The 23,899-nt window shown below is 31.8% G+C and carries 16 protein-coding genes; all 16 read right to left on the bottom strand.

Translation table 11 applies throughout. The annotated features are described in order from the left end of the window. Positions 1-24 precede the first annotated feature (24 nt). A complete protein-coding gene (gene pyk / locus CLLI_RS00925) occupies positions 25-1,782 on the bottom strand; it encodes a pyruvate kinase (protein ID WP_106062407.1) in 1,758 nt (585 codons plus the stop codon). Positions 1,783-1,811: 29 nt separating this feature from the next. After that, a complete protein-coding gene (gene pfkA / locus CLLI_RS00920; RefSeq protein WP_106062406.1) occupies positions 1,812-2,771 on the bottom strand; it encodes a 6-phosphofructokinase in 960 nt (319 codons plus the stop codon). A gap of 220 nt (positions 2,772-2,991) precedes the next feature. Further along, positions 2,992-6,495 (bottom strand): DNA polymerase III subunit alpha, encoded by a 3,504-nt coding sequence (locus CLLI_RS00915; protein WP_106062405.1) that lies wholly within the window; start codon positions 6,493-6,495, stop codon positions 2,992-2,994. Positions 6,496-6,531: 36 nt separating this feature from the next. Next, positions 6,532-7,860: a DRTGG domain-containing protein gene (locus tag CLLI_RS00910; RefSeq protein ID WP_106062404.1), complete on the bottom strand. Its 1,329-nt coding sequence runs from the start codon at positions 7,858-7,860 to the stop codon at positions 6,532-6,534. Positions 7,861-7,869: 9 nt separating this feature from the next. Next, complete coding sequence (whiA, locus tag CLLI_RS00905) at positions 7,870-8,823, bottom strand: DNA-binding protein WhiA (RefSeq protein ID WP_106062403.1); 954 nt, start codon at positions 8,821-8,823, stop codon at positions 7,870-7,872. Between the two features lie 13 nt (positions 8,824-8,836). After that, entirely contained in the window at positions 8,837-10,165 is a 1,329-nt protein-coding gene (yvcK, locus tag CLLI_RS00900; protein WP_106062402.1) for a uridine diphosphate-N-acetylglucosamine-binding protein YvcK, read from the bottom strand. Beyond that, complete coding sequence (rapZ, locus tag CLLI_RS00895) at positions 10,152-11,045, bottom strand: RNase adapter RapZ (RefSeq protein ID WP_106062401.1); 894 nt, start codon at positions 11,043-11,045, stop codon at positions 10,152-10,154. Before rapZ ends, yvcK begins: the two co-directional genes overlap by 14 nt. Positions 11,046-11,231: 186 nt before the next feature. Then, positions 11,232-12,149: a UDP-N-acetylmuramate dehydrogenase gene (gene murB, locus CLLI_RS00890; protein ID WP_106062400.1), complete on the bottom strand. Its 918-nt coding sequence runs from the start codon at positions 12,147-12,149 to the stop codon at positions 11,232-11,234. Between the two features lie 139 nt (positions 12,150-12,288). Continuing rightward, the gene (uvrC, locus tag CLLI_RS00885; protein WP_106062399.1) at positions 12,289-14,154 is read right to left on the bottom strand and encodes an excinuclease ABC subunit UvrC; all 1,866 of its coding nucleotides are present in this window, start codon (positions 14,152-14,154) and stop codon (positions 12,289-12,291) included. 32 nt (positions 14,155-14,186) lie between these two features. Then, positions 14,187-14,789 carry a metal-dependent hydrolase gene (locus tag CLLI_RS00880; RefSeq protein ID WP_106062398.1) on the bottom strand — a complete coding sequence of 201 codons (603 nt, stop codon included), beginning with the start codon at positions 14,787-14,789 and terminating at the stop codon, positions 14,187-14,189. 116 nt (positions 14,790-14,905) lie between these two features. Next, a complete protein-coding gene (locus tag CLLI_RS00875; protein ID WP_106062397.1) occupies positions 14,906-15,802 on the bottom strand; it encodes an HD domain-containing protein in 897 nt (298 codons plus the stop codon). Positions 15,803-15,824: 22 nt separating this feature from the next. After that, entirely contained in the window at positions 15,825-17,252 is a 1,428-nt protein-coding gene (locus CLLI_RS00870) for a peptidoglycan D,D-transpeptidase FtsI family protein (RefSeq protein ID WP_106062396.1), read from the bottom strand. Between the two features lie 2 nt (positions 17,253-17,254). Then, positions 17,255-18,457, bottom strand: a complete 1,203-nt coding sequence (locus CLLI_RS00865) for an FtsW/RodA/SpoVE family cell cycle protein (protein WP_106062395.1) — start codon at positions 18,455-18,457, stop codon at positions 17,255-17,257. A 52-nt stretch (positions 18,458-18,509) separates the two neighbouring features. Next, positions 18,510-18,941, bottom strand: a complete 432-nt coding sequence (locus tag CLLI_RS00860; RefSeq protein WP_106062394.1) for an FHA domain-containing protein — start codon at positions 18,939-18,941, stop codon at positions 18,510-18,512. A 111-nt stretch (positions 18,942-19,052) separates the two neighbouring features. After that, complete coding sequence (gene uvrA, locus CLLI_RS00855) at positions 19,053-21,875, bottom strand: excinuclease ABC subunit UvrA (protein ID WP_106062393.1); 2,823 nt, start codon at positions 21,873-21,875, stop codon at positions 19,053-19,055. A 20-nt stretch (positions 21,876-21,895) separates the two neighbouring features. Then, a complete protein-coding gene (uvrB, locus tag CLLI_RS00850) occupies positions 21,896-23,899 on the bottom strand; it encodes an excinuclease ABC subunit UvrB (protein ID WP_106062392.1) in 2,004 nt (667 codons plus the stop codon).

Below are 23,899 nucleotides of genomic sequence, written 5' to 3'. Positions count from 1 at the left end.
CACTCTTAAATACTATTCATCAATTTATGAAATTGTAACCTTTCCATTGTACACAATTCCTCTTTTTACATCCATAGTCACAAAGGAACCACTTTTTAATACTTCCATTGCTCCACCTGCACCACAGATATAAGGTATTTCCTGAGTAATACACTCTATAGCTAAGTGTGAAGTTAATCCACCCTTTTCTGTTATTACTCCTCCAACCCTATCTAGTACAGAAATGTATTCAATATCTGAATTTTTGATTACTAGTATATCACCCTGTTCTATAATTTCATTCGCCTGTTTTGGACTATTTACAATCTTTACTGTGCCATAACCTGGATTTATTCCAGCTCCTCTTCCTTGGACTAAAATATCTCCTACCACATGAACCTTTAGCATATTGGTGGTTCCTGAATAACTAACAGGTATTCCAGCAGCAATTACTACTAGATCTCCTTTGTTTACATACCCCGATTCTAATGCCATTTCAACAGAGGTTTCAATAAGTTCATCTGTGGATTCTACTTTATTAGTTAATATAGGAAATACCCCCCAATTTAAAGCCAATTTCCTTGCAACACTTTTACTTGGAGTTACAGCAATAATTGGGCAGGCAGGTCTATATTTTGAAACCATTCTAGCTGTATGGCCACTTTGGGTAGCTGTAATTATAGCAGAAGCATTTAATTCTGTTGCAGTTGTACAAGTTGCAATGCTTATAGCATTAGCTACATTTAATACATGAGATTCTCTATTTTTGTTTAAAGTAATTTCATAATCAATTTTGGATTCTGCAGCCTTAGCTATTCTAGACATAGTTCTAGCTGCCTCTATTGGATATTTTCCTCCAGCTGTTTCTCCACTCAACATTATAGCATCCGTACCATCTAATATAGCATTTGCTATGTCCGATGCCTCAGCTCTTGTTGGTCTTGGATTTCTGATCATTGAATCAAGCATTTGTGTAGCAGTAATAACTGCTTTTCCTGATTTATTACATTTTTCTATAATCATTTTTTGAATTAAAGGAACTTGTTCTATTGGAATCTCTACTCCCATATCTCCTCTTGCTACCATTATTCCATCGGAAAATCTAATTATTTCATCAATATTTTCTACCCCTTGATGATTTTCTATCTTTGAGAAAATCTGTATATCACTTCCGCCATTTTGTTCTAATACCTTTCTAATAGCTAAGACATCAGAAGCCTTTCTTATGAATGAAGCAGCAATTATATCTACCCCTAATTCACATCCAAATTTTAAGTCATCTTTATCTTTATCCGTTAAAGATGGTAATGATGTAACTACACCAGGTACATTTACTCCTTTATGATTCCCTATAGAACCGTTATTTTTAATAATACAGTGGATCTTATTTTCTTCAACTTCCTGCACTTCCATTCCAATAAGACCATCATCTATAAGTATCATGTTGCCAGGTTTTACATCCTCTGAAAGTCCATCATAGGTTATTGAACATTTTGTTTCATCACCCATTACTTCTTCTCCACAATATATTGTGAATTTATTCCCCTCTAATAGCTCTACTTTGCCATTTTGAAAATCACCAGTTCTAATTTCTGGTCCCTTAGTATCAAGTATTATTGCTATCTGCTTGCCAAACTTTTGGCTGAGTTTTCTTACCAATTCTATTCTTGTTCTATGTTCTTCATGAGTTCCATGGGAAAAATTATGTCTTGAAGCACTCATCCCTGCCTTTATTAATTCACTTAATATATCCTCCTTATCACTTGCTGGTCCAATTGTAAAAACCATTTTAGTTTTTTGCATAAAACATTCCTCCCCTTATATACACTCTATTAATACGATAATGCAATTGCTATGTTATATAACTTCTCATCAAACTTCCTTTCCATTGCCAATGCTTTATCTATATCTACATCTATTACATTTCCACCTTTTACGCCTACAACCTTTGAGGATTTCCCTTCCATCAATAGCTCAACCGCTCTATACCCTAATCTAGATGCTAATATTCTATCATTAGAAGTTGGACTCCCTCCTCTTTGAATATGCCCTAATATTGTTGCTCTTGCTCCTATTCCAGTAACCTCTTCTACCTTCTTAGCAATATCATTAGCTCCACCTACGCCCTCTGCAACAATGACTAAGTTATGTCTCTTGCCTCTTAGTTTGCCTTCTAATATAGTTCTACATAATTCATTTATATCATAGCCTTTTTCAGGAACAATAATGCTTTCTGCTCCCCCTGCTAATCCTGCATATAAAGCTATATCTCCACAATTTCTGCCCATAACTTCCACAACACTTACTCTTTCATGAGAGCTGGATGTATCCCTTAGTTTATTTATAGCATCCAATACTGTATTTACTGCAGTATCAAAACCTATAGTATAATCAGTGTAAGCTAAGTCATTATCTATAGTTCCTGGAAGTCCTACAGTATTAATTCCATATTTCGATAATGCCCTCGCACCATGAAAAGAACCATCTCCTCCAATTACTACAAGACCATCTATTCCAAAGGCATTTAAAATTGCTGCCCCCTTCTTCTGACCCGCTTCAGTCTTAAACTCTTCGCTTCTAGCCGTTCTTAATACAGTTCCGCCTCTCTGTATTATGTCTGCAACACTTCTCCTGTCCATTTCAAATATTTCACCATTTATAAGGCCGCTAAAGCCTCTCTGTATTCCCATAACTGTTAGTTTTTTATCCAAACCTGTCCTAACCACTGCTCTTATAGCAGCATTCATACCTGGAGCGTCTCCACCACTTGTTAAAACAGCAATCTTTTTCATATTATACCTCCTATGTTACCGCTTGGACATTTTTAGTCCCACTTATTTTATAAAATAAAACTTCTATACCTATATTATTAATTTTAATAATATTAAGTAAAATATGCAATGATTTATATAAATAATTAGTAAAAGTAAGCAAAGTATTAAAGAATGTAATGATAACAATCATCTTTTCTATAATATTTTGCTTACTTTCCGTGATAAATATACTATTATTCTAAACAGCCTTTACATTTTCTTCTCCAAAGCTATTTTTCAAATATGTTAATATTTCTTTATCACTATTTATCCATAAATTCTTATTAATTAAAAATGATCTTTTGTTTTCACTAACATATAAATATATTGGTATATTACCTTTATATTGTATACATACCGGTTTTAATTTTTTCATAACATCATTTACATACTTTTCTTGCTGAATTCTTATGTAAATTTTATTATAAGAATTGCGCTTTTCTCCATTTTCACATAATGCTTCTACATTTTCACACAATATCTTAGGCTGTTCACCTTCTCTTATATTTACTCTTCCTTTTACTATTACCATTGAATCTGCATCAATTAAGTCCCTATACCTATTAAAGGTTTTCGGAAATACAATAACTTCAATAGAGGAATATAGGTCTTCTATGGTTATAAAAGCCATCATTTCATTATTTTTAGTCACCTTTTTATTTACTGAAGTAATAATTCCCCCTATTTTGACTATCTCTCCATCCTTTATCTTTCTTTCTTGTTCTACCAACTCATCCTCTAAAGTTTCAGAGTCAATTATTTCAGGTATTTTTGTAATAGAACTACTATTTAATATATCCTTATATTCTTCAAGTGGATGTCCTGATATATATAATCCTGTCATTTCTTTTTCCATAGCTAATATATATTTTTTATCAAATTCATTTATATTAGGATATTCTATCTTTACCGTGCTTTCTTTAAAATCTAAGAAAAGATTTATCTGTCCATCTATATTTTTCCTTCTATCATTATTTACACCATCTAACACCTTTTCGTATACTGCCAGCATTTTTGATCTATATATTCCAAAAGTATCAAAAGCTCCTGATTTTATCAAACTTTCTACAGCCCTTTTATTAACACAGCTTAAGTCTACCTTATTACAAAAATCAATTAAATCTATAAAGTTACCTTTTTCGTTTCTAGATTTCACTATACTTTCTATTACATTTACTCCTACATTTTTTATAGATGCCATACCAAATATTATCTTGTCTTCTTGTGCATTAAATTTACTATAGCTTTTATTTATATTTGGAGGCAGCACTTCTATACCTCTTTCATTGGCAAACCTTACATAATAGGCAACTTTTTCGTTATTACCCATCACACTATTTAGCATAGCTGCTATAAATTCTGTTGGATAATATCTCATTAAATAAGCTGTTTGATAAGCTATTACTGCATAAGCAGCAGCATGGGATTTATTAAATGCATAGGAAGCAAAATCCACCATTTGGTCAAATATTTTATTAGCTATTTCTTCTTTTATACCATTACGTATGCAGCCTGGCACCTCTATATTCCCGTTTTCATCCACAATACCATAAATAAAATTCTTTCTTTCCTCTTCCATAACCTTGTGTTTCTTTTTAGACATGGCACGTCTTACAAGGTCACTTCTTCCCATAGAATACCCAGCCAATTTTCTAACAATCTCCATTACCTGTTCTTGGTAAACCATGCAACCATAGGTAACTGAAAGAATACCCTCCAATTCCGGGGTTAAATATTCTATTTTATCAGGGTTCTTTTTGTTTGAAATATATTTAGGTATTTCCGCCATAGGTCCTGGTCTATAAAGACTTATTCCAGCTATTATGTCTTCCAAGGAATCCGGTTTTAGTTCTTTCATAAAACTGGTCATTCCAGGGGACTCAAGTTGAAATACACCTACAGTTTTACCTTCACTAATCATTTTGTAAACTTCCTCATCTTCAAAGCCTAATTTATCTAAATCTATGAAAACACCTTTATTTTGTCTTATCATAGTTATGGCATCCCTTATTACAGTTAATGTTCTTAAGCCTAAAAAGTCCATCTTCAATAAGCCTAATTCTTCTAATGTTCCCATGGTAAATTGCGTTACTATGTTACCCTCATTTTTTTGAAGGGGTACATAGTTTACTAAAGGCTCAGATGCTATTACTACTCCCGCAGCATGAGTTGATGTATGCCTTGGCAGCCCTTCTAGTTTTTTAGCTACCTGTATTAATTCCCTTACTCTATCTTCTTCTTCATAAGCTTTCTTTAGTTCCGGATTTAATTCCAGGGCTTTATCAATTGTTATATTAAGCATAGTAGGAATCATCTTAGCTATTCTATCTACTTCAGCGTATGAATAATTCATAGCTCTTCCTACATCTCTTATGCAAGCTCTTGCTGCCATGGTACCAAAGGTTATAATCTGTGATACATTATCTACTCCATATTTATTAACAACATAATCAATAACTTCTTGTCTTCTTTCATAACAAAAATCACTATCTATATCTGGCATTGAAACTCTTTCTGGATTCAAAAATCTTTCAAAAATAAGCCCATATTTAATTGGATCTATTTTTGTGATACCCAAAGTATATGCAACTATAGAACCTGCTCCACTACCTCTGCCTGGACCAGTCATTATTCCATTTTCTCTTGCAAACCTAATAAAATCCCAAACTATAAGGAAGTAATCCACATATCCCATGTCTTTAATTACCTTTAACTCATACAGTAGTCTGTCCTCTAAATCCTTTGTTACCTGGCTATATCTTTCCTTTAATCCCTTATAACATATATCCTTAAGATATTCATAGTGGTCAACTTCCTTTGGAAGAGGGAAATTTGGTAACTTAGACTTATGAAATTCATAGTCAAAGTTACATTGCTCTGCTATATTAACCGTATTTTCCAAGGCTTCTGGAACATGACTAAAAATTTGGTACATTTCATCAGGAGATTTTAAATAAAACTCATCTGAGGGATATCTCATTCTTTCTTCATCATCTACAGTTTTCCCGGTTTGAATACATAGAAGTATATCATGAGGTTTATAATCTTCTTTTCTTATATAATGTACATCATTAGTAGCTACCAATGGTATATCCAGCCTTCTCGACATATCTATAAGTTCATTATTAACCTTTAATTGTTCCTTCATTCCATGGTATTGCAATTCCAAATAAAAACCATCTTTGAATATATTTTTATAAAATAAAGCTGTTTCTTCAGCCTTTTTTATATTACCATTTAATATTTGAGATTGAACTTCTCCAGCAAGGCAAGCGCTTAAAGCAATTAGGCCTTCACTATGTTCTTTTAAAAAATCATGGTCTACTCTTGGTTTATAATAAAATCCTTCTATAGATGCCTTACTTACAATCTTCATTAGATTTCTATATCCTACTTCATTTTTAACTAGCAATACCAAGTGTTGATTTTCATTATCTTTATCATTACACTTTATATACATAGATTTTGGAGCTACATAGATTTCACATCCTATAATAGGTTTAATTCCTGCGGCTACCGCTTCCTTATAAAATTCTACACACCCATACATAACACCATGGTCTGTTATAGCTATACTTTCCATACCCAATTCTTTAGCCCTTTGTATTAGTTCCGGAATTTTTGCAGAAGAATCTAAAAGCGAGTATTCCGTATGCTGATGTAAGCTAACCCATTTATGCTTAGAGTTTTCATTTTCCCCCATAGGGTCACTCCTTTCTTTTATTGCAGCTTCTTCTTATTATTTTCTAATAACATTAGCAGATAAACAGGCTTTAGCAATCAAATCCTTTTTATCATCATACATATTGATTTCTACTTTACATGGACTTCTATCCATAACCTTAAATAATGTCTTTCCCTTGTCAAGAATATTTACATAAGCATGAATATCCATATCCATTTGAACTGGTTTCATAAAATACGTTGATATGCTGTCCATAAATAAATTTATATTATTCTTTTCCTTTAAACACAATACAGCCATTGAAGAAAGAAGCATATTTAAAGAACTCCAGGAAGCAATGCCTACTGGATCAAGCATTTCTGGGGTTATCCTTCCCTGAAAATGCATTTGTTCACCTTCCCATTGAAATTTAAACTTTTTTAGTACTATGCTCTCTAAATTTTCTTCTGTCTTAGGCTGTTTTGCCACATATCGCAGCGCTGTCATTATGTCCTTTCTTCTTACTGCCCCCACCAGTTTTTTATTGTCAACTACAGGGCAAAACTGAATTCCTTCTCTATCCATTACATGACTAGCATAAGCTACAGTGGTTTTAGTTTCCAATGTTATTGTATTTTTTCTCATTACCTTTTCAATTAAATCAATATCATTTAATTCAGAAGATAAATCATTTATTGTTAATAATCCAACCAACTTCATTTCTCTGTTTACTACTGGTAACATAACTTCTGAGGTTCTATCTATTAACATCCTCCACTTTTTTACTGTGTCCGTATTATATAAATAAGGATAATTGTAATCCATTATATCCTCTACAAGAACTATGTCCTTTTTTACTATAGTTTCTGAAATGGCCTTATTAATCATGCTAGCTACAGTAAAAGTATCATACAAAGAACAAATTACTGGCATTTCCATTTCATCTGCTAATTTTTTAATATTATCACTGCATTTAAAGCCACCAGTTATTATTATTCCACATTCATTTAATAAAGCTAATTTTTGTACTTCTTCTCTGTTTCCTACTATTAGTAAGCAGCCAGGTGTTATATATTCTTTAATAGCTTCTGGAGTCATAGCCCCGATTTTAAACTTATCCAAGGTTTTATGGATTCCAGATTTGCCCGCAGCTATACTACCATCTACTATGCCAACAATTTCTCCAAAGGTTAATACCTCTTTTTTCTTTTTCTCTACCTTCTCTATTCTTACAGTTCCAACTCTCGGTATAGTGGTTACAATCCCCATGTCATCACAATCTTTTATAGCTCTATAGGCTGTGCCTTCACTTATGCCCAATAGACTTGCCATAGTTCTAACAGAAATCTTAGTTCCTACTGATAAATTTGTAATATATTTGATAACTTCTTCATGCTTTGACATGTGTAAGCTTTACCTTCCTTCTCTTCTAAGTTCATCTGCTATTTTTTCAATTCTTCTTAACCTGTGATTTACACCAGATTTACCCACTGGTGGATTTAACATTTCCCCTAATTCCTTTAAAGATTCATCGGGAGATTTCAGCCTTAATTCTGCCACATCCCTTAGATTCTTGGGAAGACGCTGAAGCCCTATCTCATTTTGTATAAGTTTAATGCTCTCTACTTGTCTAACTGCTGCATTTACAGTTTTACTCAAATTTGCTGTTTCACAATTTACTAATCTATTAACATTATTTCTCATTTCTTTCATTATTCTAATATTTTCTAATTCCAAAAGAGATGAGTGTGCACCTATTATATTTAATAGATCAATTATTTGTTCTCCTTCTTTTATATACACAATATAACTATTCTTTCTCTGAATTACTTTAGAAGCTAATCCATAACTATTTATAACTTTACACATGTTTTCCGCATAGTTATCATTGTGTGTTACAAACTCTAGATGATAAGTTTTTTCTGGATTACTTATACTTCCTCCTCCAAGAAAGGCGCCTCTAATATAAGCTCTTCTTGTCTTATCATCATATACTATGTTCTGAGATATATCGTAGTTTAAAACTAGTATCCCATCTTCACCCTTTAATACCTCTACCTCTTTTAACAATTCCTTAACATTCATATCTTCTGTTATAATAATCATATAAACATTATTTTTCTTAAATGTATTGCCTTTTTTAACCATTATTTTAGTATGAATACTAAAATGTTCTTTTAAAAGCTTAAATACAAGTCTTGCTATAGCAGGATTCTCTGTAGTAATCTTAAAGCTGATATGTCTATTCCCTGCAAAAGTTAAAGTACCACTTACTCTCATTATTGCAGATAATTCTGCCAAAGCCTCTTCTTTACTCAATTGTGTGTATCTACAAACCTCATTTTTTACCTTAGCTGAAAATGACATAATTTCCTACTCCCTATTTATTTTTTTCTTTTAGTCTTTCTGATAAGTAGAAATATTCTATTATCTTTTTCCTATCATATAATAGCTTTTTGTCCATTATGGTTTCGATTAAAATAGATGCTAGCTTTTCAGAGTTATGCCTAATCAATCCATTTTTAACACTCACGAAGTCTCCACCAATTATCTTCACATTTAAATTTTTTATCTCTTCCTCATCTATTTGAACTAAGTGAGATGCCTCTTCTTTATATCTTCCTTCCATTTCCTTTTCCACTTTTCCTACATTTACTATAACGTAATCAACTATACCGTTACCTCCATGCTTAAATATGGACTTTATATGGTCAGAAACAGTATAACCGTCAGTCTCACCAGGCTGTGTCATTATATTTGATACATATATTTTAACAGCATCGGTTTTTTGTATTGCTGAACTTATGTCTTTTACTAATAGATTAGGTATAACACTGGTATATAAACTACCGGGCCCTAATATAATAGCGTCTGCCTCTCTTATAGCATTTACGGCCTCCGATAATGCTTTTGCATCCATAGGCTCAATAAAAACTCTTTCAATAGGGCTATTTTGATTAATAGTTTCTTTGGGAATATTTGATTCACCTTTTACAATAGATCCATTTTTAAGTCTAGCAGTTAAAGTTAAATTGTCTAAAGTCACAGGTACTACTTTACCAGTTACGGCTAAAACTGAACTCATCTTCTGAACAGCTTCTTCAAAATTACCTGAAATACCATTCATAGCTGCTAAAAACAAATTACCAAAATTTTGATTCTTTAGTCTGCCATCCTTAAATCTATACTGTAACAATTCCTCCATTAAAGGTTCTGTATCAGATAAAGCCAATATGCAGTTTCTAATATCCCCTGGAGGCAATATACCTAAATCTTCTCTTAAATCTCCAGAACCGCCTCCATCATCTGCTACGGTAACTATGGCTGTAATGTTAGAAGTATAGTATTTTAATCCCCTTAACATGGTAGACAAACCCGTTCCACCACCTATGGCTACAATTTTAGGTCCTTTAACCAATAGCCTCTTTTCATAAATTAAAGTCTCTAATTTTTTAGAATCTAAAGATACATTTAAATATCCTTTATTTATAAGGGCTATAATTGATTTCATGCTCTGAGTTACTGATATATATATAATAAATACTCCTGTAATAATCAAAAATATATAAAAAGAAATATAATAAACACTATATAATCTATGTCTCACAAATTCGATTAGAGCGAAGGCAATAAAAAGTATACCCATGGCAGCAAGTAAAATCCATCTCTTTACTTTTATACCCGGTCTTAGCCAATCAATTATTTTCATATTTTTTACCACCCTTATTAACATCTTCTTCTATATCCCTATGGTCAATGTTTACCTTATGTCCCTTATTTTTTAACCTATTATAAATGGCATTAGCTATTGCAACTGATCTATGTCTTCCTCCTGTACAACCTATTGATACAATAAGCTGCCTCTTACCCTCCTGCAAATAATTTGGTATTAAAAATTCTAACATATCCTCTAATTTATCTATAAAATTATTGGTTACATCATAACCCATAACATAATCTATTACATCTTTATCATTGCCTGAGTGGTTCTTTAATTCTGATATATAATATGGATTAGGCAAAAATCTTACGTCAAATACCAAATCTGAATCTAAAGGAATACCATATTTGAATCCGAAAGATACTACTGTTATGATAAGTTCATTTTCAATTTGTCCTGCTTCTCCATATATCCTAGTAATTTCTTCCCTTAATTTCATAGTTGAAAACTTAGATGTGTCTATTATATTATCGGATCTATCTTTAACCTCTCTTAATCTGCTTCTCTCTAATAATATACCATTCAAAATTCTTCCATCAGGGGCTAAAGGATGTTTTCGTCTAGATTCTTTAAATCTCTTTACCAATACCTCATCTGAAGCATCTAGAAATAATATTTCATATTTATATCCTTCAAGTTTAATATATTTTAAACTTTCAAATAAATCATCAAAGAATTCTCCACCTCTTATATCTATTACCAATGCTATTTTGTCTATTCTGCCATCAGTTTTATAACAGGCTTCCGCAAATTTAGGCATTAATGTAGGAGGTAAATTATCTACACAAAAATATCCTAAATCCTCGAAACTTCTAATAGCTTGAGTTTTCCCTGCACCCGATAATCCAGTAACAATTACGAATCTCATAGTTGTTCCTCCTTATAAAAACTGCAAAATAATCCTAAATATTTAACTTTTTTATTATAGCATAACACACTCTTTATTAATAGTAAAAGGGTTATAATGCCTTATGTTTCAATAGACCTATCCTTAATAAAAGTAAAAGTTAAGGAAAAAATATTTCTTTTTTTATCCTTAACTTATTTTGTCAGTCTACTTATCTTCCCCTATTATCATTACCTCTGTGTGAAGATCAAGATTAAACTTTTCTTTAACAGTATTCTGCACAATTTCTATTAAATTTAATATATCATTTGCTGTAGCATTACCCTTGTTTATAATAAAACCTGAATGCTTCTTAGATACTTCTGCATCGCCTACATGTACTCCCTTTAATCCACTATCTTCTATAAGTTTAGCAGCAAAATAACCTTCTGGTCTTTTGAAAGTACTGCCTGCTGAAGGGTATTCCAGGGGCTGCTTTTCTCTTCTTCTTCTTCCAAGATCCTGTATTCTGCTAATTATCTTCTCACTATCGCCTTTTTGTAGTTTGAATACAGCTTCTAAAACCGTATATCCATATTTTATTATAGCACTCATCCTATATCCAAGTTCTAAATCCTCTTTGGATAGCCTTACAATGTTACCTTGTTTATCTAAAACCGTGGCATTTTCTACTACCTGTGATATTTCACCATTATATGCCCCTGCATTCATGGTAAGAGCTCCCCCTACACTACCTGGTATTCCGCTGGCAAATTCAAAACCTGTCAAACTATTTTTTGCAGCTATGGCAGACACCTTGGAAAGCAATACTCCTCCCTGTGCTATGATACTTTCTCCTTCTACTGTGACCTTATTTAACTTACTTAATTTTATAATAACGCCACGTACACCACCATCTCTAACTAATAAATTAGAACCATTGCCTATAACAAGACAAGGTATATTATTTTGTTTAGTTAAAGCTATTGTATCTCTTATTTGCTCATAGGTTTCAGGGATAACTAAAATATCTACTGGTCCTCCTACTTTAAATGATGTGTGTTTTTTCATTGGTTCATCTATTTTTACATTTTCTTCGCCTAGCCATTTGATTAATTCCATAGCAAAATCTTTATATTGACTCATATCGTTATCTCCTTGAACTAAAATTATGTATCACATAATCAGTATAATGTAAATTTCTTTCTTAATCAATATTTATATAGCCTTTACTACTTATTTCCATACTATTATTCTTTACACATTCTTGTTTGTATATTCCATATTACTTATTTTTATTAAAAAAATCTAATATGCTTAAAGCTGCTTTCCTATCTATAGAAGGAGTATCTATAAGTTCTTCATAGCCAGCCTTCTTTATATTATCTATGCTTTCAAACCTTTTTAGTAACTCCTTTCTTCTCTTTTCACCAATATTAGGTATATCATCCAATATGGAATGTAACACTCGCTTATCTCTCAAACTTCTATGGTAACTTATAGCAAATCTATGAACTTCATCTTGAATTCTTGTTATTAACCTCATAACATTTGAATCGCATTGTATATTCAATTCATCATTATTATATATAAGGCCTCTAGTATTGTGATTATTATCCTTAACCATGCCGCATACAGGTATATCTATATTAAAATTCTTTAAAACTTGTAAAGCTATGTTAACTTGTCCTTTGCCACCGTCCATTAATATTAGGTCAGGGAATATGCAAAACTTTCCTGAGCTTATTGTTAAACTTTTTTCCTGTATGCTTCTAATCTCATCTAAGCCATGCTGAAATCTTCTAGTTAATATTTCTCTCATACTCTCATAATCATTTGCACCCTTTACAGAATTTATTTTAAATCTTCTATAATCACTATTCTTGCTCTTTCCATCTTCAAATACCACCATGCTTCCTACAGAGTCAACACCTTGTATATTAGAAATATCATAAGCCTCAATTCTTTTAGGTATTTCTTCTAAATCTAATATATTAGCTAATTCTTTTAATGCAGTCTCATGTATTTCTTTATCCTGTAAAATTTTCAGTTTAAATTGTTCCAATGTAACCTTAGCATTTTTTTGAACCATATCCAGTGTATCTTTCTTTTCTCCCTTTTTAGGCACCTTAATCCACACCTTAGAGCCTCTCTTTATGGTAAGCCATTGTTCTATCAATTCTCCATCTTCTATTTCCGGTACATATAAACTCTTAGGTATAAAAGCAGTTCCACCATAAAAGCTTTTTATAAAGTCAGATATTATATGCTTTTTTTTCATATCTGCTGTATTTTCAATTATAAAATGTTCTCTTCCTACAATCTTTCCTTCCCTTAGAAAGAATATTTGGACACAGCTGTCTTTCTCATCAGCATATATTTCTATAAAATCTTCATTTTCAAAGTTACCAGTAATAATTTTCTGCTTTTCTGTTATTTTTTCTACAGAGATTATTCTATCCCTTAGAGCCGCTGCTTTTTCAAATTCCAAGCTTTCTGCGGCTTTTTCCATTTCTTCTTTCAAATTGCCTACAATATTTTTATCTTTACCCGATAATAAGTCTATTACATCTTGTACAATATCTTTATATTCATCCTTGGATATATATCCTCCACAGGGAGCCTTACATAATCCAATATGATAATTTAAGCAAGGTCTTACTTTTTCGCCGGACTCTTTAATTAATTTTTTGCAGTTTCTTATAGGAAATATCTTTTTTATCAATTCCAATGTTTCATATACAGCCCCAGCATCAGTATATGGGCCAAAATATTTAGCTCCATCTTTAGCCACAGTCCTTGTTACAAACACCCTTGGAAAATCTTCATTTACAGTTATCTTTATAAAAGGATAACCTTTATCATCTTTTAATAAAATATTATATCTGGGTCTATACTTCTTAATAAGGTTACATTCTAATATTAAGGCCTCCATCTCTGAATCTGTAACAATGTATTCAAATTCCTCAATGTTCTTTACCATAGCCTTTACTTTTTCAGAATGATTTTTAGAATTTTGGAAGTACTGTCTAACTCTATTTTTCAAAATTTTAGCTTTTCCCACATATATTATTTCTCCAAGGGAATTTTTCATAAGATAAACCCCTGGCTTATCTGGAAGTATTTTTAATTGATATTCTAAATCAAACATCAAATTCCTCCACTCAAATAACTTTGTCTTATTTAAAATATACTTGGTAATCTATAAACTACATAGATTAGTCCTACTATGGCAATAATATCCTCCACAGTATTTCCTATTTTGGAGTTAGTTTTAAAAGTAAGGGGAAATTTTATATTCTTTTCTTTAAATGGATAGAATAAAGGGATTCCTCTGTCTGTTACCATATCACATATCAAATGTAATCCATAGCCTAGCATAAAATAATATATTATATTATCTACATTATATATATTACCTATATAACCAGCAAGAAAAGAAAATATTATTAATCCTGTTAAGCTATGTGTTAACCCTTTTCTATGTGATGAAATTGATATCAGTATAAATAGTATACCTATAGCCTTTAAATAATCTTCTCCATTATATAGGAAACTATACCAAAGTATAATTATGCCTATGCAAGCATAAAGCGTCACCTTTGTCATTTTATTTTTAAAAGGTAATATATATTTATTTATTATACTTTTGGGATGATCTATATCTGGCAGTAATGAAGCTAATGTAACTACTGCTAAACCTGACAGTTCCATTTTAATGGGTAACTTATTATAAATTGTAATAAATGCAAGTATTCCTATTCCTGCATGAGTTTTCCCTTTCATATTCTCTCCTTAACTAAAACTATAAATGTATTCTAAAATGTCCACTATTTAATATATTATACATTATAATAAAAAAAAATGGAGAATTATATCATAATTTCTCCATTTTAATTTCTTTATATTTTATTTTCAATAGCATTTACAATTTGACTGTCTACAATATCAGCTACATTTAAAAGTATATCCTCAATGCCCTTTGGCTGGAAGTTTCCAAACTCTCCATGATGAGATAGTATGGAATAGCATATATCATCCAATTCTTCTTCTGATAAAGGATTTCCCATTTCCACATTTATTTCCCTAATATAAGCTGCTCCTAGCACTAAATGATCCAGCTTGATATCTTTTCTTCTTATTATTCCATCATAGTCATATTCCTTTATTTTCATTATATCATGAACAATAGCCTTTAATATCAATCTATCCTTATTTATAACTTCCTTTGCACTCATATAGAAAGGATTAGTAATATAATTATTTATTATGCCTTCCGTGGTTTTCATAACCCCTATAGTATGGAGAAATAATCCTCCTCTTTTATTTCCATGAAACTTTTCCGCAGCCACACAACTTATAAATGCCTTCCATCTACTTTCATTATATCCAAAAGCTCCTGTGGCTCCTATAGCTATTTTTTTATATTTATCTTCTAAATTATCTACTACTTTATTAAAATACTCTATTAACTCATTAGGTATATTGTATACCGGTATATATTGAGAGTAATCTATATCCCCTTCTACATTATTTATTATTGGATTTCGTATTTGCATACTTCCATTAAATCTATTCACTATACCTTTAACATTTATAACTGAACTAACTTCTAGTATTGAGTTGTACTTTTCATAATTATCCCATACTGGAAAAGCTATAGTACCCGTACTGTCTTGCATAATAAGTAATAAATAGGCACTCCCATCCTTCTTCCATCCGGTTCTCTTATCACTTATCAATGCATTAAATTGAACCTTTTCTCCATTTTTAAATTCTTCTATTTCTTTAATTTTCAATATAATCCCCACTTTCTAACCATTATTTAATTAAAGCTGTTCTAAATATACCTGAAGCTACGTTTGCTGCAGCAATTCCACCTTGTCCTCCATCTTCTATAATAACAGCTAATGCTATTTGTGGATCTTCATAAGGCGCAAAGCCTATGAACCAAGAATGAGGCAAGGCTCCACTTCCTTCATCACTGTGATCTGCTGTTCCCGTTTTCCCGCATACATTTATATTTTCTACTGCAGCTGCAGTGCCTGTGCCTTCCTCTACAACCTTTCTCATAAAATCTTTTATAATCTTAGCATTTCCATTTGTAGTAACCTGTTGTATTGGCTCAGGCTTAATGGTTTGCAAAACCTCACCCTTACTAGATTGTACTTCCTTAACTAAACAAGGTTTCATCATAATTCCATCATTAGCTATAGTACTAGCAACTAATGCCATTTCCATAGGGGTAGTCAATACTGTACCCTGGCCTATTGCACTTTGTGCTATATTCCCCTTTTCATAGCTCTTTAATGTTGGAAATCTGCTGTTTTCTATAGTTACTCCATCTGCAGGTATGTTTTTGTTAAAATAAAACTTTTCAGCAGTTTCTTTTAATTTAGGATTCCCAATTTCTATTCCAAGATTTCCAAAATACACATTACTTGAGTGAATAAAAGCTTCTTCAAATCCTATGTCTCCTAAAGCTTCCCCATTATAATTCTTTAAGGATTCCTTTGAATTAAACTCCAATACACCAGTATCATTAATTCTTTTATCCATTATACCGCTAACATTTTCAAGAGCACTTACAGCGGTTATAGTTTTAAAGGTAGATCCTGGTGGATACAATCCTGAGGTGGCTCTATTTAACAATGGTCTTTCCTTATTTTCATTTATATTCTTCCAGTTTTCATTTAAGTAATTTGGATCAAAAGATGGTTTAGAAACCATAGCTAATATCTCTCCGGTTTTAGGATTTAATGCCACCACAGCCCCCCTATTATCTCCTAATAACTCATAGGCCTTCTTCTGCAGATTGTAATCTAAAGTAGTCTTTAAATTATTACCACACTTTTCTCCATTCTTTCCTTTTGATTTTATAAAATCCGCCAATGTATCTTTAACATTAGTAGAAATTAATTCTTTATCGTATTTTTTCTCTAATCCAGTTATGCCGTATTTTACATCTAAGTATCCCAAAGCATGGGCAAAAGCAGGCCCTTCCACATACTGCCTTTTTTGACTTCCCTTATCTATCCTTGTGCTCTTAGCCAATGCTTTCATATTTCTATCATAAATAGTTCCCCTAAGTACCTCATTCCTTTTATCCCATAGCCTTTGATTGTATTGGCTCGACACTATTTTAGGTGCTACAATGAACTCAAAATATGTTATATAGGAAATCAGCCCTATAAAGCAAAGCAAAAAAATTATCATAACCTTTTTTATATTATCTGATATATCTTTCATTATTACCTACCCTCTTCTGATATCTTTTGAATTATTCCAAGAGCAAAGAAAGTACTTAACATAGAACTTCCCCCATAACTTACCAAGGGAAGGGTTATTCCTGTAAGAGGGATCATATTTATTACTCCTCCTACTATTACAAATACCTGACAAGCTATCATTGCACTATATCCTACAGTTATTAATCTTGAAAAGTTATCTTCTGCATATATAGCTGCCCTCATGCATCTATAGAATAACAGAAAATATAAAAGTATTATAGCAAATCCCATTAGTATTCCAAGTTCTTCACATATGATAGAAAATATAAAGTCAGTAGTACAAACAGGTACATATTTAGGATATCCCATACCTAATCCTGACCCTGTAAGCCCACCAGATGCAATAGCTAATAAAGATTGAACTATTTGGTAACTCTTGTTTGTAGCGTAAGGCCAAGGATCTTTCCAAATTAAAAATCTCAATCTTACATGGTCAAATAACCCATAGCTTATAAAAGCTCCTACAGCAAAAAGTCCAAAACATATTATTACATATTTCATTTTAGATGTGGCAATATAAAGCATAGTTACTGATATGCCAAAAAATATAAGTGCACTTCCTAAATCCTTCTGTAATACCATAAAACCTAAAGCTACCATAACTACAATAGCTGGCTCTATTAAATCCTTAAAGCTTTCATAATCTTTAAGAGAAGATGCCAAATATGCTACTAAAAATAACTTTCCAAACTCCGAAGGCTGGAAGGAAAGTCCCGCTATACTTACCCAGTTTCTGGCACCTAAAGTCTCATTTCCAAATAGTGTACCCATAGCCATAAGAATTATAGTTAAAACTAAATATACATATTTGTATTTATCGAACCTTTTTAAATCTGGTAATAAAACTACAATTAATATAAATATAGTAACCCCTATTGCAAACCAAATAATTTGTTTTATAGCTGCAGCTGTTTCTATTCTATATAACACTATTATTCCAATAGATGCTAATATACTGGAAAAAATAAATATATATTTATCACCATCAGAGAAAAATTTTCTTATAATAAAATAAGAATACCCTATAAGTAAACAAGTAATTAAACACATAATCATAGCACCTTTATCGAAAGGTTTCTTTAATATAGCTAAATTAAAGAAACCTACTAAGCACAATAAATAAGTATATCGCAGAAGCTTCTTTTCATCTTTATTGGTATTCAAAATCTAGTCACCATCCTAAAATTACTTTTTCTAAGGATAATTACTTCTAATTTTACCCTATAAACTTTAATACAGTATTTCCTATTTTTATTATATCTCCAGACCTTAAGTATTTCCTTCCGCTAATCTTCACTTCATTTACCAAAGTACCATTTGTGCTTTCTAGATCTTCTAATATATACTCATTATTTTTAGCAAAAATTCTAGCATGATGAGAGGAAACATACGGATCATCTAATACAAATGTATTTCCACTTCTTCTTCCTATTGTTATTTCTTTCTGAATAGGGATTACCCCGCCCTTTCTTAAATTAGCGCTATTACCAGGTTTTATAATTTCAAGCCCTACAGAATTTCTCTTAACTCTTCTTCTTCCGCTGCCTTTAATATCTTTATTCATTATTTTTAAAGCAGTAAATATTATCATATATACTATGGCAATAATTATTATTGCAAAAATAGAGCTTAATTTCCCCAATGACATGGAATCACCTTCTTTTTATCTTATTAAATATAAAATATTCCGATTTATAATTTTAGCATACTTATAGTCAAAAGACTAGCATTTAAGTTTTTCATGCTAGTCCAAATTAAATTATAACATTTTTTTTAAGTAATGTCCTGTATAGGACTTACTATTTTTACTTATATCTTCGGGAGTACCTGTGGCTATAATAGTTCCGCCCTTTTCTCCGCCTTCAGGTCCTAAATCAATAATATAATCTGCACATTTTATAACATCTAAATTATGTTCAATTACTACCACAGTATTTCCGCCCTCCACTAACCTCTGAAGTATTTGTACTAATCTATTAACATCATCTATATGAAGTCCTGTGGTAGGTTCGTCTAAAATATATAATGTTCTTCCTGTGCTTCTCTTAGAAAGCTCATAGGCAAGTTTTATTCTTTGAGCTTCCCCTCCTGACAATTGAGTAGAAGGCTGCCCTAATCTCACATAGCCTAATCCTACATCCATTAATGTTTGAAGCTTATTTTTTATTCTTGGAATATTTTCAAAATACTCTAATGCTTCTTCTACGGTCATACTCAACACATCATCTATATTTTTTCCTTTGTATTTCACCTCTAAAGTTTCTCTATTATATCTTTTTCCTTTGCAGACTTCACAGGGTACATATACATCTGATAAAAACTGCATTTCTATCTTTATTATTCCATCTCCCTTACAAGCTTCACATCTTCCTCCCTTTACGTTAAAACTAAATCTTCCAGGCTTATATCCTCTCATCTTTGATTCTGAAGTATTAGAAAATACATCCCTTATTATATCAAATACGCCTGTATAAGTAGCTGGATTTGATCTAGGGGTTCTGCCTATAGGGCTTTGGTCTATATTTATTATTTTATCTATATTATCAAGTCCCGTTATATCCTTATGCCTTCCTGGATTTTCTTTAGAATTATTAAGTCTTTTATTCAATCCTTTATATAGTATTTCATTTACCAAAGTACTTTTACCTGAGCCTGATACTCCGGTAACGCATGTAAACACCCCCAAAGGAAATTCTACATCAATATTTTTTAGATTATTTTCCTTGGCTCCCTTTATGACTATTGAGTTTCCGTTACTTTGTCTTCTTTCTTTCGGCACTTCAATTTTCTTTTTCCCACTTAAATATTGTGCAGTTATAGATTTTTCATTATTCAATATATCTTCTAATGTTCCTTCAGCAACTACTTCTCCTCCATGTTCTCCTGCACCAGGGCCCATATCCACAATATAATCTGCTGCTCTTATAGTATCCTCATCATGTTCTACTACAATTAAGGTATTCCCTAAATCTCTCAAATGCTTTAATGTTTCTATAAGTTTATCATTATCCCTTTGATGAAGACCTATACTAGGTTCATCCAATATATATAGAACCCCTACTAAACTTGATCCAATCTGGGTTGCTAATCTTATTCTTTGAGCTTCTCCTCCTGATAATGTTCCTGCTGTTCTGGATAGATTTAAATAATCAAGCCCTACATCTATTAAAAAGTTTAATCTACTTCTAATTTCCTTTAATATTTGATTACTTATTATCTTTTCTTTTTCTGAAAGCTTGAGAGAATCTAAAAATGACAGTTCCTCCCTTATGGATAATTTACAAAATTCAAATATATTTTTCCCTCCTATGGTTATAGCCAAAACCTCCGGTTTTAACCTAGCACCATTACATTTAGGGCATGGATTATTACTCATATAAGCTTCTATTTCATCTTTTATATAATCTGAATTTGTTTCCATATACCTTCTTTTTAGTGTATTAATAACCCCTTCAAAGGCATGTTGAAACTCCATAACTCCATTTTCTCTTTCATATTTAACCTTTATTTTCTCTCCCTTTAGTCCATAAAGCAATATATCTAGAACCTTTGGGTCTAATTTTTCTATAGGAGTATCTAGCTTAAATTTATATTTCTTTGATAGTGCTGTTATAATACTATAAGTCCAAGAATCTTCTTTTAAAACTCCATTTGCCCAAGGTATTATACCGCCTTCCAATATACTTTTGCTCTTATCAGGCATAACTAAATCTTCATCTATTTCCAAAAGTGTTCCCAATCCATCGCAATAATCACACTTACCATAGGGAGAGTTAAAAGAGAACATTCTTCCCGATATTTCCCCTATACTTATTCCACATTCTGGGCAAGCAAAGTTTTCACTAAATACTATGTCCTCACCATCAATGACATTTACAACTATTATTCCTTCTGCTAGTTTTAATGCCGTTTCTATAGAATCTGCAAGCCTTGGTCTTATATCTGGTTTCACTATTAGTCTATCAATTACAGCTTCTATATTATGCTTCTTATTTTTTTCAAGCTTTATATCTTCCTCTTCTAAATCTACTGTAACCCCGTCTACCCTGGCTCTTACATAACCATTTTTCTTAATATTTTCTAAAACCTTAACATGTTCTCCCTTTCTTCCCCTAATTATAGGTGCTAACACCTGGATTTTTGTTCTCTCTGGAAATTCCAAAATCCTATCTACCATTTGATCTACTGTTTGTTGTTTTATTTCTTTTCCACACTTAGGGCAGTGAGGTATCCCTATTTTGGAATATAACAATCTAAGATAATCATATATTTCTGTTACAGTACCTACTGTGGAACGAGGATTTCTGCTAGTGGTTTTTTGATCAATAGAAATGGCTGGGGAAAGCCCTTCAATATATTCCACATCTGGTTTATTCATTTGTCCTAAAAATTGTCTAGCATAAGCTGAAAGAGATTCAACATATCTTCTTTGTCCTTCTGCATATAATGTGTCAAAAGCTAAAGATGACTTTCCAGAACCTGAAAGTCCGGTAAATACAATGAATTTATCTCTAGGAATTTGAAGGCTCACATTTTTTAAATTATTGACTTTCGCTCCTTTTATAACTATTTTATCTATCATAGTTTTATTTATTACACTCCTTAGTTCTTAGATTTTCTGTTTTTTTCTTTTAGTTTCTTTTTTAAATTAAATATATTGTCCCTAAGCTCTGCAGCCTTCTCAAATTGTAATTCCTTAGCTGCTTTTTTCATTTCTTCTTCGTATTTATTTATCAACTCTTCTATACTGTCATTATTAGCTTTAATTGCATCTTCTAAACTGTTATACTCAACCTTTCCCTCTCCAACTTTAGTTGCCTCTATTACATCTCTTATATCCTTTATAATAGTCCTAGGCACTATACCATGCTCTTTATTATACTTAATTTGTATACTTCTTCTTCTGTTGGTCTCTTTTATTGCTTTATCCATAGATTTTGTAATAGTATCTGCATACATTATAACCTTACTTTCTGAATTCCTTGCTGCTCTTCCTATAATCTGTATTAGGGACCTGTCAGATCTTAAGAAGCCTTCTTTATCTGCATCTAATATGGCAACTAAAGCAACTTCTGGAATATCTAATCCTTCTCTAAGCAAGTTTATCCCAACTAAAACATCAAATTCACCTTTTCTTAAATCTCTAATTATTTTCATTCTCTCAATGGTATCTATACCAGAATGTAAATAATTAGTTTTTACGTCCATTTCTTTAAAATATGCTGTTAAATCTTCCGCCATCTTTTTAGTAAGAGTAGTTACTAAAACTCTAAATCCCTTATCTACAGTTTTTTTAATTTGAGAGTAAAGATCATCTATCTGCCCTTTTACTGGTTTCACTACTATTTCCGGATCCAATAGTCCCGTAGGTCTTATAATCTGCTCCGCTATATTCCCTGAATTGCTAAGTTCATAGTCTCCTGGAGTAGCACTTACAAAAACTACTTGATTTAATTTAGATTGAAACTCTTCAAATCGTAAGGGTCTATTATCAAAGGCTGAAGGAAGCCTAAAACCGTAATTTACTAGAGTTTCTTTTCTAGATCTATCCCCTGCATACATTCCCCTTACTTGGGGCAAAGTTACATGGCTTTCATCTATAAAAAGCAAAAAATCTTCAGGAAAATAATCTAACAAAGTTTGAGGTGGACTACCTGGAAGTCTTCCATCCATTATTCTTGAATAATTTTCTATACCACTGCAATATCCTACTTCTCTCATCATTTCTATATCAAAATTAGTTCTCTGTTTTAATCTTTGAGCTTCTAGTAATTTATCTGCTGCTATAAGTTCTCTTACTCTTATTTCTAGCTCTTCTTCTATTTTTTTAATTGCTATTTGTAATCTATCCTTAGATGTAGCAAAGTGGGAAGCCGGGAAAATAGATACATGCTTTCTAGTTCCCAATATTTCACCAGTTAACACATCAAATTCCTTTATCTTTTCTATTTCATCTCCGAAAAACTCCACTCTTATACCTTTGTTAGTTGAAGATGCAGGAAATATGTCTATAACATCTCCTTTTACTCTAAAAGTACCTCTTACAAAATTAATTTCATTTCTCTCATATTGTATTTCTACAAGTTTTTTCAAAACCTCATCTCTATCTCTTTCCATACCTTCTCTTAAGGATATAGTAAGCTTTTTATACTCCTCTGGATTACCAAGACCATATATGCAGGACACAGAAGCCACAATAATTACATCTCTTCTCTCAAATAATGCAGAAGTAGCTGAGTGTCTTAGTTTATCTATTTCATCATTTATTGAAGCATCCTTTTCTATATAGGTGTCCGTTTGAGGTACATAAGCTTCTGGTTGATAATAATCATAGTAAGATACAAAATACTCCACACAATTTTCAGGAAAAAATTCTCTAAATTCTGAGCATAGCTGAGCTGCTAAAGTTTTATTATGAGCCAATACTAAAGTTGGCCTTTGAACCTTTTCTATTATATTTGCCATAGTAAAAGTTTTGCCTGATCCTGTAACTCCTAAAAGAGTTTGAAATTTTTCTCCTCTTTCTATACCCCTTACTAAATTATCTATAGCCTGCGGTTGATCACCAGTAGGCTTAAATTTAGAGTGTATCTTAAATTCTCCCAT

Origin of the sequence: Clostridium liquoris (genome assembly GCF_002995785.1) — a bacterium.
GTDB classification, from domain to species: domain Bacteria; phylum Bacillota; class Clostridia; order Clostridiales; family Clostridiaceae; genus Clostridium_AO; species Clostridium_AO liquoris.
The sequence above is the reverse complement of the archived record's forward strand: the minus strand, read 5'-3'. Positions and strand labels throughout refer to the sequence as shown.